We start from the raw sequence: 16,086 nt of genomic DNA on the forward strand, positions 1-16,086 counted from the left end.
TTTTGTATGCTATGGCATGGTGTGAAGGCTGATATTATCACATTCTCAAATTATGCCAAACGTGGCATTTTCGCCAAGGACGATTTTGTTTTTGCTTCTTTCATACAAATACTCTCTTATACACTACCCAAAATTTAAATTTTAATACTCAATCCTCATCTTACTATCAAAGCATCTCGCAAAAAGCCTATAATATATCTAAGGGAGCAGGAGATAATAATGCCAAACATTCTACGCCAATTATGGGAAAACATCGTCCCTATCGTGGGTATGACTGTTTTTGTCATTTTATTTATTATAGGAATCTTTCTTTTTTCTTATCTTTCAATTATTGGCGCTATTATTGGCTTAATACTTTTCATCATTGCTTTTATTCAATTAAAAATAACCCAACGGAGGCGACAAAAGAAAAAGAAACCATCGCCATCGGGCCGTACTATTGAACACGATGACAATCTTTAATTTAAAAGTGTTAAAGGGGGGGTGAAATCTTTTTTCAAATCATGGGCCACTCCTTCGTGTGTTAAATGGCCACAATAAACATTTAGTCCATTTAAAAGATGAGGATCCTCTAAAACCGCTTTGCGATAACCCTTATTAGCCAATGCCATGACAAAAGGTAAAGTGGCATTGTTCAACGCTAATGTGGAAGTACGCGGCACAGCACCCGGCATGTTAGTCACACAATAATGAACAATATCATCGACAACGTAAGTAGGTTCTTTATGAGTCGTAGGTCGGCTTGTTTCAAAACAACCCCCTTGGTCAATAGCTACATCAACCATGACTGACCCTGGGCGCATTCGCTTTAGAATCTCGCGTGAGACTAATTTAGGCGCCGCCTGACCTGGCACTAAAATAGCCCCCACCACAAGATCAGCATCTGTTACGTATTGCTCTATGCTACCCCCGGTTGCATAAGCAGTATTTAAACGACCTCCAAATCGGAAGTCTAATTCTTCTAAACGACGTAATGATTTATCAAGCACGGTTACTTGCGCTTTTTTACCCATTGCCATACGGACCGCGTTCGAACCCACTACCCCACCGCCAATAATTGTCACTTTTCCGGGATAAACGCCCGGAACACCACCCAACAAAATTCCACTCCCGCCAGCGGGTTTTTCCAAACAATGAGCACCGGCCTGGATAGCTAGACGCCCTGCCACTTGGCTCATAGGTGATAAGAGCGGCAATCCTCCCTTGCTGGAAGTAACCGTTTCATAAGCAATAGCAATACAACCCGATTTCACCAATGCATCTGCTTGCTTAGGATCAGGAGCTAAGTGTAAGTAGGTAAATAAAATTTGCCCTTCTCGTAACAAACGATATTCGCTCGGTTGTGGTTCCTTCACTTTAACGAGCATTTCTGCTTGTTGATAAAGAGATTCAGCCGTATCGACAGTAGCTCCCGCTGCCATGTAGGCTTCATCAGTAAAATTGATAGCACTGGCTGCATTGTGCTCAACAATAACTTTATGACCTCGATTTACAAGTTCACGAACGCTATAAGGAGTTAATCCCACACGGTATTCTTCCGTTTTTACTTCTCTTGGAACGCCTATTAACATGAATTTATCTCCGATTAATAACTAATTTCAAAAAGAGCCTGTTCCCATTGCGATAAAACTTCGTCCAAATCTACGACTAAGCCGTAATCTACAACTTGAAATATGGATGCGTCGGGGGTCTTTATTAATGGCCACAATAATTTTGCTGTTCCTCATACCCACCAAATTCTGAATAGCTCCCGAGATGCCTACAGCGAAATAAAGCGTGGGCACTACGACTTTTCCCGTTTGACTGACTTGAAAATCATTATTTAGGTGCAAGACCGGCATCAACCACGGCACGAGAAGCCCCCACTGCGCCTCCTAATTGATCTGCAATTTTTACTAAACGTTCAAAATTTTCTTTATGTTTTAAAGCGCGTTTCCCAAAAATTACAATTTTTGCCGAATCTGACTCGGGTCGATCTTTCGCATGATCTTCTTCGTTAATAAAAATAGAAAGATCGTTTCTTGACGCAAACTCAACTTTCTCAATCGGCGCTGATTTTTTACCCAGTTCATAGGGGGGGGGGGGGACCGTAAGTCTTACAGTAAACACTTGAATAGGATACTGAGAAGAAACAACAGCAATTGCATTCCCGGCATAGATAGGCCGTTGGTAAGTTTTTCTATCGAGGATCGCTATAATATCGCTAATTTGCTCGACATTCAGCTTTCCCGCTAACCGAGGCAAGATATTTTTTCCAAAGGTTGTGGCCGGCGCAAGGAAATAATTAAATTTATTAGCATAATGTGCCAATAAGGGAGCGATGCTTTCCGCTAAAAAATGCTGGTAACACTCAAGATCCACTAACAAAATATTGTCTATACCTTTTATTCGAGTAAGCTCTTGCGCAACAGCTTGGCAGCGATAACCTGCCACTAAAATCGAAATGGGTAGCTTCAATCCACGTGCTGCAGTTACATTAGACTGCGTGGATGAGTGCACCTTAACATTATAATGCTCAGCCAAAACAAGAACACTCATGGCAAAACCTATGCTTCTTTAGAATATTTAATAATTCATTATAATTCATTGATAGTATTTACTTTAATTCTTCTGCTTTTGCTTTTCTCCGCGGGATGCTCAATTTTTAAAATTTTTAAATGGGGAGATAGAGTCACGTTAAGCTCTTAGGGAGTTAATGTTTTTTAAAGGTTTATTTTTTGCTTTCATAATATTTAGGTAATGTCGTATATCAAGGCGTGTTTAAGCGCAAATCAGTGGTAATTACCGCCGGCAGCCGAAGCGAAATACTTTCGAGTCCTCCATCCACTTCTAGAGTAACTCGCACCCGCCCCTCTTCAATTACACATTCTGAAACACCCCCCCCCTGAGGCCAATCTAATAAGGCCACTGACATTTGACCCGTTTGCTTGCAATCATTATCAATTGCTTGATTACCCAAAAACGAGCGAGGGGGATTCTCTTTCAACGACAGATTTAAGCAAGTGCGCTACTTGGATCAGTTCTGGAAGTTGGTCCGTAGTTATTAGAATGCCCCGATCCGCCCCATAGCAAGCGCGCTGCGCAAGGTTTCTTGGCAGCTCGCTGAGTCAATAGAAATTACAATAACTACAATAACTTCCTGTGCTAATCCTTTATCTTTTAAGCGAACAGCTTCTTCAACAGCAATTTCATCAAACGGATTCATGGCCATTTTTACTTGATCGGTTTTAATTCCTGAGCCATCAGCCTTTACTCGGATTTTTACAGCCAAGTCAATGACTCGCTTAAGGGTAACCAAAACCTTCACTCAAAAATTTCCTCAAAAAACTGAATAGCCTCAAGCCAGGAACCCTTATTCCACTTGCGGATTGTAAACGCTACCCATCTTAAAATCATTAGCCTCGGAATTAATAAATGCATGCATAGTTCCACCAAAAACGTGCAATTGCCAGTCCACCTTCGCTTCCGTCATTTTTTTTTCAAATTTGAGCACAACATCTGGGGGGCCCCGCCCCATGGGGCATCATATCCGTATAAAGCTAAAATTTTTGTTTTTATATTTTTGCTGGGACTTCATTGTAGGCTTGCAATAACCCATAAAAACTTAGCATTCCCTTCAAATCAGCCCCACTTCATGCTAAATCTAGTACACAAAGCCCTACAAAAAATATCCCATGGCAGCAATTTTTATTTTGGCTACTACGTCAACTTGCTTAGCCGTCTCTAACCCCATCATCAGTCGATGAACCAACATCTTGCGATCTTCCATAAAAGGCTGCATTAATTTTCGATTGCTTTCTAGCCCATCACCTAATACGCCCTCTTACCATAAACATCCATTGCAAAATCGACATAACCTAATTCAGCAAGATGACGTCCTTTTTTTTCAATAAAATCATCTCGACCGCGCCAAGCATAAGCAATAAGAACGATAGATCGTTTTTGCTTCGTTAAATCTTCATAAGCTACGTAAGCTTGTAATAGGGTGTGTTCATCTCGATAATCGATCGTCTGAGTATCTATCTTCTGACCTCCTTTCAATAACTGAAGTTGAACCTAGAGTCAAATCAGGTCTATTTGCTAAAAATAATTGCGTAGATAGTACACTTCTTTTCTTAGCCCCACAAATGCCTTACTCTGTACTCTACGAAAGAAAATTTGCACCGCGAATCAATGGAATTCGATGTATCAATCGTGGATGCAGGCCCGCTAGGTTAATAATAATAAGCGCTGCAATTCGTCTTTCTCAATCAAAAACCCTTCAATTTCGATCGCAATTTTAGAAAAAGGCGCAATTGTCGGAACTGTCGGGGCCCACATTCTATCAGGCGCTGTATTAGTTCGGGCTTTAAAATAAATTACTTCCCCATTGGAAAGAACAAGAGACGCCGCTTCGGTTTCCAGTTACTCACGATGCTTTTTATTTTTTAACAGAAAAAAGCTTGGTCAGTTCCCAAACCAAAAAATTATGAAAAATAAAAATAATTATATCATAAATAAGTTTGGAAAATTTTTGTAAAGGTTAAGTGAGCAAGCAGAGAATTCGGGCGTTAATATTTTTCCAAGCTTCACCGCCGCCAATCGATTGCTTTTCAATAAAGAAAGGTGCCATGGTGGGTGTTCAAACAGGTTATAAGGGGTTAAACAAAGTGGGACAACCCACAGAACACTATCAAACTGGGCTTAATTTATACGTAAAACAAACTTTACTTGCCGAAGGGTTCCGAGGATCATTGACGGAAGAATTAATCCGACATTTTAATTTACGTCTTAACTCTGATTCTCAAAGTTATGGGATTGGAATTAAAGAATTATGGAAGATTTCTCCTGAGAAAAATAAAAAAGGTTCTGTCATCAACACAGCGAATTGGCCTTTAGATCGTAAAACTTATGGGGGATCTTTTATTTAATTATGAAAATAACCTACTTGCTCTAGGTCTTATTGTGGGACTTGATTATCAAAATCCTTAATTAAATCCTTTTAAAGAATTACAACGACTTAAAATACATACCTTTATCTGACCGTTATTAGAAAATGACGAATGCGTGGGGCTATGGAGCCCGCGCCTTAAAAGAGGATTACAATCCATTCCCAAAATTACTTTTCCGGGACGAATACATAATGGTTGCGCAGCTGTATTTTTAAATGTAGCGAAAATTAAAGGTACTCACACAGTCATGAAGTCAGGAATTTTAGCAGCAGACACAATTCTTCAGGAAAAAATTTTCAATCCGGTCAAGAATTAAAACAATATTCAGATGCCGTCAAGCGTTCGTGGATTTGTGAAGAACTCACTACAGTGCGAAATATAAGGCCTGATTTTAACAAAGGATTTATTGGCCAGGCCTTCTCTATTCTGCCCTAGATCAGTTTATTTTACGTGGCAAAGCAAGCAGCCTTGACATTTCATTATCAACCCGATCACCCCAAGCCATTAAAACCCGCGAAAGAATGCCATAAAATGCTTTATACTAAACCAGATGGAAAATTAACCTTCGACAAATTAACTTAGGTGTATTTAACAGCTACTCGCCACCGTGAAGATGAATCTTGTCATTTAATCGTTAAAAATCCTCAAATCGAAACTAAGATAACAATTGCTAAATATGCAGATCTTGAACAACGTTATTGCCCCGCCCAGGTTTACGAAATTATCAAAAAACAAGGGCAGCCCCGTTTACAAATCAACGCCTCGAATTGCATTCATTTCCAAACCTGCGCGATATAAAGGATCCTGCTTAAAACATTCAGTGGGTTCCCGTTCCCCTAAGGACGGTGACGGTCCTAATTATTCCAATCTCTGATTAATTTTTTCTCTGATTAATTTTTAATCCCTCCACTCTACACCTCGCCTCTAATTCTCTTCCTTCAATTATTTTTCTGAGCCCTCTATATTGCTCTTTCAGAAAGCGTTAATATAAAACTTATGGAATACCAAGATTATTATAAAATTTTAGGCATTTCACGTAGTGCAACGGCCGATGAAATTAAAAAGCGATATCGGCAATTAGCCCGAAAATATCATCCCGATGTCAGTAAGGAACCGAATGCAGAAGAGAAATTCAAGCAAGTAAAAGAAGCTTACCAAGTTCTCAAAGATCCTGAAAAACGCAAGGCTTACGATGCCATGGGTGCGGGGTGGAAACAAGGAGAAGACTTTACTCCTCCTCCCGGTTGGGAATTTCATCCTCGCAGTGAAGCTTCTTATCAAGAATTTCGTCAGGGCGATTTCAGTGATTTTTTTGAAACCCTTTTTGGAGTATTGGGCGCAGGCAGAAGATGGACTCGATCGGAGTTTAGTCAGCGAGGCCAAGATCAACATAGTCGTGTAACTATTAATTTGGAAGAAGCTTTTCGGGGCACAACCCGAACACTCACTTTTCAAGAGCCAACGCTTAACCCACAAACCGACCAAGTAAATTACACAACACGAACCCTCCGAGTAAAAATTCCCGCGGGGGTTACACAAGGCCAACAAATCAGATTGCAAGGGCAAGGTTCACCCGGGATAGGGGGTGCGCCCAACGGCGATCTGTATTTGGAAATCCATTTACAGCCCCATCAACTCTACACGATAGAAGGCAAAAATATCTATTTAAATTTACCTGTAACGCCCTGGGAGGCAGCACTGGGTTCTAAAATCACGGTTCCCACCTTAGGCGGTGCTGTTGACCTCACTTTGCCTTTAGGCTCTCAAACAGGGAAAAAACTTCGTTTAAAAGGACGAGGGTTCCCTGGGAAGCCCCCCGGAGACCAATATGTGTTTCTAAATATTTATATCCCAGAGCCTAAGACAGATCAGCAAAAACAGTTATACCAAAAAATGTCGGAACTCATGCATTTTAATCCACGTAAAGAATTATTGAGACAATCATGATAAAACAAATTTTTAAAGGTATTATCGTGGAGCAGTCTGCATCGCTTAATCTGGAAGAATTCTGCCAAGCGGTGCATTTACAGACACAAGTGGTTATTGAAATGGTTGAACATCAATTAATCAAACCTGAAGGTAGTGCTCCCAATTCCTGGCGATTTGATAATGCTTGCCTAAAACGCGCAAAGATCGCAGTAAGTTTTTATCGCGATCTCGAAGTTAATATGCCTGGAATTGGTATTGCATTGGACCTCTTAGAGAGAATCGAATATTTGGAACAGCGCTTACAAACTCTGGAGTGTTTTGAAAAATAATAAGGAGAGAAAAAATATGTTGCGATCATTACGGATGATGATTTTAATAATTTCTCTTTTTATTTCCCTATAGAGTTTCGTCCAAGACGACTATCCGTGGTGCTTTGGCACCTAGAATGGAAATTATGTACTGACGTCCTTCTTATAACGGTAATGTGTTGCTCCAATCTTCAACATTAAATCATTATAAATCTGCCATCCAACATTTAAATACGTTTATTTATTCAGCCGCTTTATTCTTTATTTAAGAATAATAAGAAACAATGGGGATTTTAAATTCGCCAATATTCTATATTACTAAGCAGAACTTGGCTACTTACCATTAACTACTGGATGGAAACAAATAACATTCATACCATTATGCTTTTTCCCTCGATTTACCCGTTTCAACCACTTTTATCAAACAATATCCAGATCCTAAAAATTAGATTTCTTATGTAGATTAGGCAAATTTAATGGCCTATGAATTTTATGGAGGCAATCCACCCACCCTACACAGAGCTTGATGGTGCACTTGGCGAAGTAACGGCTTCTTATCTATGGGAAAGCTCCCGACTATTCCACCGTAGCTATTGCCAGAACTTTATCCCTTTACACCCAATTAGGAATTCCCAAACGAAAATTAGTTGTTGATTTACCTTTATATGGTAGTATCAATTATATTTCTGAAGTTAATTCCGAAAATAATAATGGCTTCCACAAAAAAAGTTATCGATGATCGCCCAAAAGCAAAAACAGGATCCTGTGTTCATCAATACACATCTGCACAACCGGATTTCGCCAAGGGTAAACACGCCTATTGAGTCACTCATCTGATTATGCAATCAAAAGAAGCTTGTAAGTTTTATGATTTTATTGGTTACCCCGATCTCAAAGCGGCTCGAGAAACTGTCGAATTTATAAAAGAACAAGGTTACCTCGGGGCTGCCCGCATGGCAAATTTCTTTTGATTTACCTTTTAATTATCCAGAAGCGTTTCTTAGAGCCATGTATAAGGGTCTCCACTAAAAATTTAAACCAAATTTTTCAAATAATTTCTAAAAATTGTACGAATAAGAGTTAGTCCTATTGCAGCCACAAGAAATAATTGTCATGGCTTCGATATGGCGAATATCTAATAGCATCACAATAGCTAAGCCGGGCGCCGGAAGATGCTCTAATTTAAGAAAGAATCATTAATAATAAGGTCAAACCCACAGATAAACTTGCTGCTATTTCAAAATAAATGAAAAGAAGGATTAGCAAGAGGTGCAATGAGGGAATAAAATACAATAAAATTAGCAAACAAACGGCATGGCTTCACCGACAAGCATTGCTATGATATACCCTCCAATTATTTTAAGTGGTTTGGCAACCACCGAATTAGGAACACAGAAAACGAGAAATGTACTTAAAGCTAATGTGCTTTCGTCAGCCACCCAAATGATTTTTCCACGAGCAATTTTATTTAATTTTATCAGTACCATCCACATAAAAATCATGTCATCCAGGCACTGAATAAGTACATGAGTCCAATGAGCCCCTCTTTCAGCTTACTTATTTTCTTATTGATTTTCTTTCAGAGTTTTTTCACATAACCGCTCAATTAGAAATGCAGCATGAATTTCGAGTGCCGACAAATTCAGAGCATTTTGTATTTGAATTGCAGTTAATTGTTTAGCTTCTTCAAAGGTTTTGTTTTCAAGCCAGCGACAGACATATTCACAAGCCGCAATGGCGGTAACAGACCCATAAGCCTGAAATTTCGCTTCTTTTATTTTAGTCTGATCATAACGGACATAAAGCCTAAATAAGTAACCTTGCTCGCGAGTCCCTATTTCTCCCTGCTTTACCTGAGGATCTGCCTCTTGCAATATTCCTACATGTTGCGTATCCAAAAAATAATCTAAAACTTCATTAGAATAACGCATGACTTGATCTAATTGATTAACTTTTTCTTAACCTTCTCCCAAAGAGGAGACATTTCGCGCAAGCGATTCACTTGCTCCACAATATGGACAATCGCTGCATCGATTTCCTCTTTAGTAGTAAATCGTCCCAAGCTAATGCGAATAGAATTATAAGCTTCTTCTCGGTTTAACCCCATTGCCAATAATACGTGAGAGGGATTAGGATTTGCAGAATTGCACGCTGAGCCACTCGAAATTGCTACTTTTTGTAATCTTACCATTAACGATTCACCTTCCACTCCATCAAATCGAACATTCAGACATCCGGGAATTCGTGGAGCTGTTTCAGCATTCAGGTGAACACCATCCAACTGGGATAGCCCTAACCATAACCGATCACGAAACTGAGTAATATTTTTTGCATCATCTATCATGCGTTCTTGAGCTAAGGCAAAAGCTTTACCCATACCCACAATCTGATGTGTGGCCAACGTTCCTGAACGTAAACCTTTTTCATGGCCGCCCCCATGAATTAAAGGTTCTAAGCGGACGCGAGGAGTGCGGCGCACATATAAAGCTCCAATACCTTTTGGCCCGTAAAGTTTATGGCCCGAAAAAGACATTAAATCGACTTGCATATAATTTAAATCAATAGGAACTTTACCTGCACTCTGCGCAGCATCTACATGAAAAAGGACGCCGTGTCGGCGCGTGATTTCACCAATAGCAGCAATATCTTGAATAACGCCAGTTTCATTATTGACATGCATAAAGGACGCTAAAATTGTATCCGAACGAATAGTGGCTTCAAATTGGGCCAAATTTAATAAGCCATCACCTTGAGGATTTAAATAGGTGACTTCAAAACCTTTAGAAGAGAGATAAGCACACGTGTCCAGTACAGCCTTATGTTCCGTGCTTGTAGTAATGATATGCTTACCTTTACGATGGTAAAAAGAGGCCGCTCCCTTGAGGGCCAAATTATCTGATTCCGTTGCGCCGGAAGTCCAAACAATTTCTTTAGGATCGGCATTTACTAACTTCGCAACAGACTCGCGTGCTTTATTGATTAATTCTCGCGCACTCCATCCATAAGCATGACTTTCGGAAGCGGGATTTCCGAAAATTCCTTCCTTAGTTAAACAGGCTATCATTTCCTGCACTACAATGGGATCGACGAACGTAGTCGCCATATAATCGAAATAAATAGGTAATGCCATCATTTCTGCCTAGTGCCAATACGATAAAACCACGTACACAATGCTAAGAATACAAGGATCCCCAACACGCTCGCTATTGGAGAAAACCCTTGTCCTACTAACGCTAATGCATTAGCACTTCCCATTATAACAAACGGAATCGCTAAAATTACTCCCATCAAGGAGCTCCCTGCCACCATTCCGCAGGCCATTAATACTCCGTTTTGATGGCTAACCATTCTGCCCTCTTCCTCTGAACGTTCTTTTATCTGCCATGGCTTTTTAACTAAAAAACTTACCAACCCGCCGATGACTACAGGGGTAATTACCTCGGGGGGTAAATAAATACCCAAACCGACTGCCAAAGCAGGCAACCTAGAACTACGGCGCTTTAGAAATTCATCGATTGTGATAATAATGACAGCCACTATCCCACCAACAATGATCATTCCCCAATTAAGATGACGGGTTAATACCCCCTGAGAAACAGCCGCCATTAAGCCCGCTTGAGGTGCTGCCAACATCTGGGAAGGATCCATTCCCGGACGTGGGTAAACACCACCCATGCCATAAGCATCGAATAGAAGTTGAAGCACGGGACCGATAACAAAAGCTGAAACGCCGACACCGATTGCCATCATTAATTGTTGCCGCCAGGGCGTAGCCCCCACCATTTTACCCGCCTTAAGGTCTTGGATATTTTCTCCCGTAATCGAACCAATACCCGCAAGAATAGTAGCAATTACAATAACCACAGACGCAATATAATGTGCCTGCTCCGATTCGCGAACACGAAATATTAGTAAGAATAAAAATGAAAGCAACAAAATAGCAGTAATCAAAAGACCTGATAAAGGATTGTTGCTTGATCCTACTAATCCACAAAAATAACTCGATATGGTTGCTAAAAGAAAGCCAATAATTACTACATAAATAACCGAAATAAAAGTTACAACCCATAAATAATCGACAGTTGCTACAATATGTGCTCGATGTAAATAATAGAAAGTATAAAAAAATAATGAAGCGGCAATAACTAAAACACCGACAACAACCCACATCGGTGGCATATCCATTTCAGTTCGTAAGCGCTTACCCAAACCTCCTTCTAAACCTTCTCGAAAACCAATAAAAGAAAGACGCATTCTTTTTGCAATAAGTTTCAATAATCGAAATAATGTCCATATTCCGCCGACGAGCATTGTCCCTACGCCGACAAAACGCAAATGCGTATCCCACAACTGCGTAGCTGCATCATAAGCTGAAGTTACATTGGCAGGTAATCCATAATAAAGTCCGATAAAAGGCAATAGGATTAACCAACCTACAAAAGCTCCGGTAAACAAACTCACGGCTACTTCAAAACCCACAATAAACCCTGCCGCTAAAGTGGCAGGAGTAAAACCTACCGAAAAACCAAAAATAGTTCTCCCCATAAATGTCCACATTTGCAAACTATCAGTGACCACTTTTAAACCAATTTGTGCAAAAGCTACTAGCCCACCGACTAAGCCGCCCTGAGCCAATAATTTCAGTCCGGCTTTTCCTTGTGCACTCATTCTGAGAACATTTCCGATAGCCGTTCCTTCAGGAAAATGTAAGGCAGGGAGATTAAGCATGATTCGACGCAAAGGAACAGCAAATAAAACCCCTAAAAGTCCCCCTAGTAAAGTAATAATAGCCGTCTCCCAATAAGAAAAACCTTTCCAAATATGGAGAAAAATCATAGCCGGTAACACGAAGGCTATAGCAGCTGCAACACCTTCCCCCGCAGAAGCTGCTGTTTGAATTAAATTACTTTCTAAAACATTATGTTTTTTAAACAGCCGTAAAATTCCTAATGCAAATACTGATGCGGGTATGGAAGCAGAAATGGTGGTCCCAATTTTTAAAGCAAGATAAGCGTTGGCTGCCGATAAAATAACAGCAAGAAGAATAGATAATATAATGGCTTTAAAAGTAAATTCTGGCAGTTGAGTAGAAGCTGGGATTAATGGTTCATTTTCTCTATTAGTATCATTCACTGATATTTCCTTAACTAAAATAGGAATAAGATTTTAACAGTAATTGTCTCGTCTATAAATAGTACTTAGGATGCCTCAAATAATACTTAGGATGCCTCGTAAAATATTCAACTCAGTTTCATCAATCTCAGCGCGGTTGAAGAGACGCTTTAACCTTTTCATAAGCATTTTGGGTTGCTTAATATCTATAAATTTAACCGCTTAGTTAACGGCTATTAGCGTTTTTTCCAAATGATGATAAAATCCAGACATTTGTTCGGCAGTTGCTTTTTCGGTTAAATTTTTCTGATGGTTTTTTGCTTTCCTTCTAATTGAAGGAAGCCATGCACATTTCATACGTAATAATTTGCACAGCTTGCGCTAAATTTAAAGAGCTGAATTCTTTTTCGGCTGGTATTGTCACATGATAATGACAATAAGAAAGCTCTTCATTTGTTAAGACATGATCGTTCCCGCCCAAATACGATCGCTATATTTCACCCACCTGTGTAACAACTTGTTTACCACACCGCCGTACGGTTTTCAGAGGCCATGTCAATGTATGATCTCGGGCGCTGCTTCCATACACAGAATTACAACCCTTGAGTACTGTATTTAAATCATCGACCACAATGGCTTGAGCCAAGATATCATCTGCCCCTGCCGCCCAAGCTGTAGCCTGCTCATGCGGAAAAATTCCGGTTGAACCAAGTACAATCTTGAGAAGCCCATGTTTTTCATAGCTCGAACAGTGGCACCGATATTTCCAGGATGGCTAAGGTTAACCAAAACTATTCGAATGTGATTAAATATCGCGGAATCATAACATTAGCCTCCCTATTGATAAAAGCAAGGAGAGGAAAAATTCCTAAGCCAGAAGCCATAATCAGAACTTCCTAGTAAAAATCTAGGTTACTTTTAAAGGCATAAGTCACATGTTATCATTCTAAACCCTATGACTACCCTAAGGAAGTACACTTATGCACCCAATGCTTAATATCGCTGTTCAAGCTGCCCGCAACGCCGCACGCATCATTGTTCGTTTTGTAGACAGACTCGATACGGTCGATGTTAAAGAAAAACATCAAAATGATTTCGTTACCCAAGTAGATCAACTTTCCGAACAAGAAATTATTCAGACTATTCAGAAGGCATATCCGGACCACACTATCTTAGCTGAAGAATCGGGTCTTCATAAATCTAAAAATGATTTCATCTGGATTATTGACCCTTTAGATGGCACTATTAACTTCATTCACGGTTTTCCTCAAATAGCAATATCTATTGCTTTAAAGTATCGAGATAAATTGAGTGTAGCGGTTGTATATGACCCTCTCCGTCAAGAATTATTTACCGCTACCCAAGGGGGCGGTGCTCAATTAAATAATCGTAAAATCCGGGTTAGCACTCGCACAAAAATAAACGAAGCGCTTGTTGGTACGGGTTTTCATTTTAAAGAAAAGGCACTTTTTCAAACATATCTTAAACTTTTTGAAACTATTTTTCCTCAAACTGCAAGTGTTCGCCGTTCAGGTGCAGCCGCTTTAGATTTAGCCTATGTAGCAGCTGGACGTTTAGATGGTTTTTGGGAAATGGCCTTAAAACCATGGGACATGGCCGCGGGAATTTTACTCATTACCGAAGCAGGCGGTTTTGTAGGTGATTTTCAAGGAAAAAATGATTATATGGAAAATGGAAATTTAATCGGCGGTAATCCTAAAATTTATAAAACCCTACACGAATTAATTTTAAAAAAGACAATTACCAATCATCAAATCGACCTTAATGACAGAAATAATTAGAAATAGTTTCTCGATTAGGCTCAAAATTTACTCTATTTTTAATTCTTATGCAAAGAAACTGTGGCACAATTAATTTCTCCCGCATTTAACTCATCAATTGCTTGCATGTAATCAATATTAGGCCACAGGAGAAATCCAATCAGTAGCTTTCTTCTATATGGAATGTTCCACCTTGTCTACAACGACTTTTTTGACACATTGATAAGGATACTCCGAAATGTTTGTCGATTGGTTCGTGATAACATTCAATTGCTTTTTGGCAAATTCATTACCTGAATCTGCAGTAGCTTCATAAAAACTAATAGCCCTAGCTCTGTCTACTAGCTCTATCTATTGGAACGCCCACTCCAAATTGATAAATATGATCTAAAGCGAGATTGGCTTCCGTGCTTCCTGGCTTTTACTGCTTTTTCGTAAATAAATACGAGGTGAATCTAAATCAATTTTCTGAGCCACCCCAGTTTCACTCATTAAACCCAATTGATACCATACGTTAGGATCATTTTGCTTTGCTGTCCATTTGAAAGCTTTTAAAGCTATCATCGGTTTGAAGCGAACGCCGAACCCTTTCAGATACATTTTTGCTATTTGAAGGGTGGCAGGAACAGACTCATACCGGGAGGCTTGCGCGTAGACTTGAAAAGCTCTTTAGTAATTTACTGGAACTCCTTTGCCATACTCACTCATACATCAAACCTAAATTGTATAATACTTGAGGATTATTTGATTCAACAGCCACTGTATACCATTCTATTGCTTTAGCATAGTCGTAAGTCGTATTACTCATTTCATAAATAAAACCAAGACCAACTTCAAAAAAACATAATGTTGAGCTTCTGATTTCGTTAACCATTCAATAGCTTTATCCACACTACGATCTATCCCCTGCCCAAAAGTAATACATATTTCCCAATAAAAATTGAGCAATCAGATTCCCTTGATCTACAGATTTTTGGTACCACTCTAAAGCCTTTTGATAATTTTTTTTAAAAAACGATTCCATGTTCGTTTATAAATCCTAACTTTAATTCGGCAGCAGGATCTTCTTTTTCAGCTAATTGTTGATAAATATCCACCGCTTTTTTTTAAATCTTCGGAATCAGAAGGGCTAATCAAACAATAATCAGCTAATATTAACTTTATCGTAATGTTCCGCAGCCTTAATAAGGACAGACAAAAAGTTCTCTCCAGGTTTAACATAGAGATTTTGCTTTGCTAAGACCGCTAGATTATAGTGAGAAAAATCATTTCCTTGCTTTGAAGCCTTTTCTAATAAGTGGATACCTTCTTTCTGCTTCTGTTTCTCAGTAAGGTAATAAGTACCCAACATAAGTTCAGCAATCGCATTGTTTTCTTCAGAATTTTTTTTTAAAAAACTCCATAGCTCTTCTTTATATGACTATTAATTCCAATACCACAATCATATAAAATAGCCAAATAACATCATCAACTTCGTATCTCTTAAACTAGTCGCTTTTTTAACACTCTCGATGAGTTTTTCAGATTCGGGAATTAATTTCTTTTGCTACATATAAAAATAACCCAATGCAATATTTGCATTTGTTATACCTTCTTCTGCAGCTTTCTGATAAAGCTTATAGACGAGGGATAAATTCTTTCTTTGTAGGGAAACATTATTGCTAGGGTTAAGCAATCCACTTAAATAAAGTTCTGCCAAACGAAAAGCAGCCACTGGTATAAGCTACTATTAACAGTCAGATTATACATTACCTTTGCGTTATCAAAATTATTAAAAATAGTTTTCCCTTTCACCTTAATACAATATTCATAAATAGTGCCCGAAAAAAACTGTGCCTGGGAATTTCCCTTTAGAGCTGATTGGATGAGCCAATTAATCGCTTTCTCATAGTCTTGGGAAACGACTTTCCCTTGTAAATAGAACAGACCTAGTTCATATTCATCTTTAAAGTCTTCTTGCTCAGAAAATTTTAGATAGTACTGAAAAGCAGTCTGCGAATCTTTTTATACTCCGAAACCATTATC

At 39.2% G+C, this 16,086-nt stretch carries 24 protein-coding genes and 1 pseudogene; 7 read left to right on the forward strand and 18 right to left on the reverse strand.

All coding sequences use genetic code 11. The features are described 5' to 3' along the window. The first annotated feature begins 219 nt into the window (after nucleotides 1-219). The gene (locus tag CleRt_RS04620; protein WP_048875264.1) at nucleotides 220-462 is read left to right on the forward strand and encodes a hypothetical protein; all 243 of its coding nucleotides are present in this window, start codon (nucleotides 220-222) and stop codon (nucleotides 460-462) included. On the opposite strand, the gene ald is transcribed toward CleRt_RS04620, so the two are convergent. From ald to CleRt_RS11895, 7 genes and pseudogenes are all read right to left on the reverse strand, one after another. After that, nucleotides 459-1,571, reverse strand: a complete 1,113-nt coding sequence (ald, locus tag CleRt_RS04625; RefSeq protein WP_048875265.1) for an alanine dehydrogenase — start codon at nucleotides 1,569-1,571, stop codon at nucleotides 459-461. The genes CleRt_RS04620 and ald overlap by 4 nt on opposite strands. A 27-nt stretch (nucleotides 1,572-1,598) precedes the next feature. Beyond that, complete coding sequence (locus tag CleRt_RS14095) at nucleotides 1,599-1,841, reverse strand: FAD-binding protein (RefSeq protein ID WP_371440255.1); 243 nt, start codon at nucleotides 1,839-1,841, stop codon at nucleotides 1,599-1,601. Beyond that, complete coding sequence (locus tag CleRt_RS04630) at nucleotides 1,819-2,538, reverse strand: electron transfer flavoprotein subunit alpha/FixB family protein (protein ID WP_235378847.1); 720 nt, start codon at nucleotides 2,536-2,538, stop codon at nucleotides 1,819-1,821. Before CleRt_RS04630 ends, CleRt_RS14095 begins: the two co-directional genes overlap by 23 nt. Nucleotides 2,539-2,749: 211 nt before the next feature. After that, a pseudogene (locus tag CleRt_RS11885) lies at nucleotides 2,750-3,211 on the reverse strand (adenine nucleotide alpha hydrolase family protein). A gap of 141 nt (nucleotides 3,212-3,352) precedes the next feature. Continuing rightward, on the reverse strand, nucleotides 3,353-3,517 hold the full coding sequence (locus CleRt_RS11890) for a dienelactone hydrolase family protein (protein WP_235378852.1): 165 nt from the start codon (nucleotides 3,515-3,517) through the stop codon (nucleotides 3,353-3,355). Nucleotides 3,518-3,658: 141 nt separating this feature from the next. After that, a complete protein-coding gene (locus CleRt_RS13300; RefSeq protein WP_306686596.1) occupies nucleotides 3,659-3,781 on the reverse strand; it encodes a hypothetical protein in 123 nt (40 codons plus the stop codon). A gap of 29 nt (nucleotides 3,782-3,810) precedes the next feature. After that, nucleotides 3,811-4,041, reverse strand: coding sequence for a dienelactone hydrolase family protein (locus tag CleRt_RS11895; protein ID WP_235378853.1), 231 nt, complete (start codon nucleotides 4,039-4,041; stop codon nucleotides 3,811-3,813). Nucleotides 4,042-4,526: 485 nt separating this feature from the next. On the opposite strand from CleRt_RS11895, the gene CleRt_RS11900 reads away from it, so the two are divergent. The 5 genes from CleRt_RS11900 (at nucleotide 4,527) to CleRt_RS13305 (ending at nucleotide 8,139) form a co-directional block, all read left to right on the forward strand. Then, nucleotides 4,527-4,910: an NAD(P)/FAD-dependent oxidoreductase gene (locus CleRt_RS11900; protein ID WP_235378855.1), complete on the forward strand. Its 384-nt coding sequence runs from the start codon at nucleotides 4,527-4,529 to the stop codon at nucleotides 4,908-4,910. A gap of 603 nt (nucleotides 4,911-5,513) precedes the next feature. After that, nucleotides 5,514-5,729: a 4Fe-4S dicluster domain-containing protein gene (locus CleRt_RS11905; protein WP_235378856.1), complete on the forward strand. Its 216-nt coding sequence runs from the start codon at nucleotides 5,514-5,516 to the stop codon at nucleotides 5,727-5,729. A 198-nt stretch (nucleotides 5,730-5,927) separates the two neighbouring features. After that, the gene (locus tag CleRt_RS04650; RefSeq protein ID WP_048875266.1) at nucleotides 5,928-6,878 is read left to right on the forward strand and encodes a DnaJ C-terminal domain-containing protein; all 951 of its coding nucleotides are present in this window, start codon (nucleotides 5,928-5,930) and stop codon (nucleotides 6,876-6,878) included. After that, on the forward strand, nucleotides 6,875-7,189 hold the full coding sequence (locus CleRt_RS04655) for a chaperone modulator CbpM (RefSeq protein ID WP_048875267.1): 315 nt from the start codon (nucleotides 6,875-6,877) through the stop codon (nucleotides 7,187-7,189). The genes CleRt_RS04650 and CleRt_RS04655 overlap by 4 nt, the downstream gene beginning before the upstream one ends. Nucleotides 7,190-8,007: 818 nt before the next feature. Beyond that, nucleotides 8,008-8,139: a hypothetical protein gene (locus CleRt_RS13305; RefSeq protein WP_306686597.1), complete on the forward strand. Its 132-nt coding sequence runs from the start codon at nucleotides 8,008-8,010 to the stop codon at nucleotides 8,137-8,139. A 327-nt stretch (nucleotides 8,140-8,466) separates the two neighbouring features. Here CleRt_RS13305 and CleRt_RS11910 read toward each other — a convergent pair whose 3' ends face one another. The 8 genes from CleRt_RS11910 to CleRt_RS14100 form a co-directional block, all read right to left on the reverse strand. Then, a complete protein-coding gene (locus tag CleRt_RS11910; RefSeq protein ID WP_235378857.1) occupies nucleotides 8,467-8,655 on the reverse strand; it encodes an HPP family protein in 189 nt (62 codons plus the stop codon). A 78-nt stretch (nucleotides 8,656-8,733) separates the two neighbouring features. Next, the gene (locus CleRt_RS04665) at nucleotides 8,734-9,099 is read right to left on the reverse strand and encodes an iron-sulfur cluster assembly scaffold protein (protein ID WP_048875268.1); all 366 of its coding nucleotides are present in this window, start codon (nucleotides 9,097-9,099) and stop codon (nucleotides 8,734-8,736) included. A gap of 8 nt (nucleotides 9,100-9,107) precedes the next feature. Beyond that, on the reverse strand, nucleotides 9,108-10,298 hold the full coding sequence (locus CleRt_RS04670) for an IscS subfamily cysteine desulfurase (RefSeq protein ID WP_048875792.1): 1,191 nt from the start codon (nucleotides 10,296-10,298) through the stop codon (nucleotides 9,108-9,110). After that, nucleotides 10,298-12,301 carry an OPT family oligopeptide transporter gene (locus tag CleRt_RS04675; RefSeq protein ID WP_235378858.1) on the reverse strand — a complete coding sequence of 668 codons (2,004 nt, stop codon included), beginning with the start codon at nucleotides 12,299-12,301 and terminating at the stop codon, nucleotides 10,298-10,300. The genes CleRt_RS04670 and CleRt_RS04675 overlap by 1 nt, the downstream gene beginning before the upstream one ends. Before the next feature lie 75 nt (nucleotides 12,302-12,376). Next, nucleotides 12,377-12,490, reverse strand: a complete 114-nt coding sequence (locus CleRt_RS14560; RefSeq protein ID WP_503465670.1) for a hypothetical protein — start codon at nucleotides 12,488-12,490, stop codon at nucleotides 12,377-12,379. A gap of 118 nt (nucleotides 12,491-12,608) precedes the next feature. Then, nucleotides 12,609-12,704 (reverse strand): hypothetical protein, encoded by a 96-nt coding sequence (locus CleRt_RS13310; RefSeq protein ID WP_306686838.1) that lies wholly within the window; start codon nucleotides 12,702-12,704, stop codon nucleotides 12,609-12,611. Nucleotides 12,705-12,770: 66 nt separating this feature from the next. After that, nucleotides 12,771-12,926, reverse strand: a complete 156-nt coding sequence (locus CleRt_RS11915; protein ID WP_235379250.1) for a hypothetical protein — start codon at nucleotides 12,924-12,926, stop codon at nucleotides 12,771-12,773. Then, nucleotides 12,896-13,069 (reverse strand): TrmH family RNA methyltransferase, encoded by a 174-nt coding sequence (locus CleRt_RS14100; protein ID WP_235378859.1) that lies wholly within the window; start codon nucleotides 13,067-13,069, stop codon nucleotides 12,896-12,898. The genes CleRt_RS11915 and CleRt_RS14100 overlap by 31 nt, the downstream gene beginning before the upstream one ends. Nucleotides 13,070-13,260: 191 nt before the next feature. Between CleRt_RS14100 and CleRt_RS04685 the strand changes: the two genes are divergently transcribed. After that, nucleotides 13,261-14,082, forward strand: a complete 822-nt coding sequence (locus CleRt_RS04685) for an inositol monophosphatase family protein (protein ID WP_048875270.1) — start codon at nucleotides 13,261-13,263, stop codon at nucleotides 14,080-14,082. A gap of 366 nt (nucleotides 14,083-14,448) precedes the next feature. On the opposite strand, the gene CleRt_RS11925 is transcribed toward CleRt_RS04685, so the two are convergent. The 3 genes from CleRt_RS11925 to CleRt_RS11930 all read right to left on the reverse strand — a co-directional run bounded on the left by CleRt_RS11925 (nucleotide 14,449) and on the right by CleRt_RS11930 (nucleotide 15,987). Beyond that, nucleotides 14,449-14,661, reverse strand: coding sequence for an SEL1-like repeat protein (locus CleRt_RS11925; RefSeq protein ID WP_235378860.1), 213 nt, complete (start codon nucleotides 14,659-14,661; stop codon nucleotides 14,449-14,451). 292 nt (nucleotides 14,662-14,953) lie between these two features. Further along, nucleotides 14,954-15,085 carry a hypothetical protein gene (locus CleRt_RS14565; protein ID WP_503465667.1) on the reverse strand — a complete coding sequence of 44 codons (132 nt, stop codon included), beginning with the start codon at nucleotides 15,083-15,085 and terminating at the stop codon, nucleotides 14,954-14,956. A gap of 656 nt (nucleotides 15,086-15,741) precedes the next feature. Beyond that, nucleotides 15,742-15,987, reverse strand: coding sequence for a hypothetical protein (locus CleRt_RS11930; RefSeq protein WP_235379211.1), 246 nt, complete (start codon nucleotides 15,985-15,987; stop codon nucleotides 15,742-15,744). Nucleotides 15,988-16,086 lie beyond the last annotated feature (99 nt).

The organism is Candidatus Coxiella mudrowiae, assembly GCA_001077715.1.
Taxonomy (GTDB): Bacteria; Pseudomonadota; Gammaproteobacteria; order Coxiellales; family Coxiellaceae; genus Coxiella; species Coxiella mudrowiae.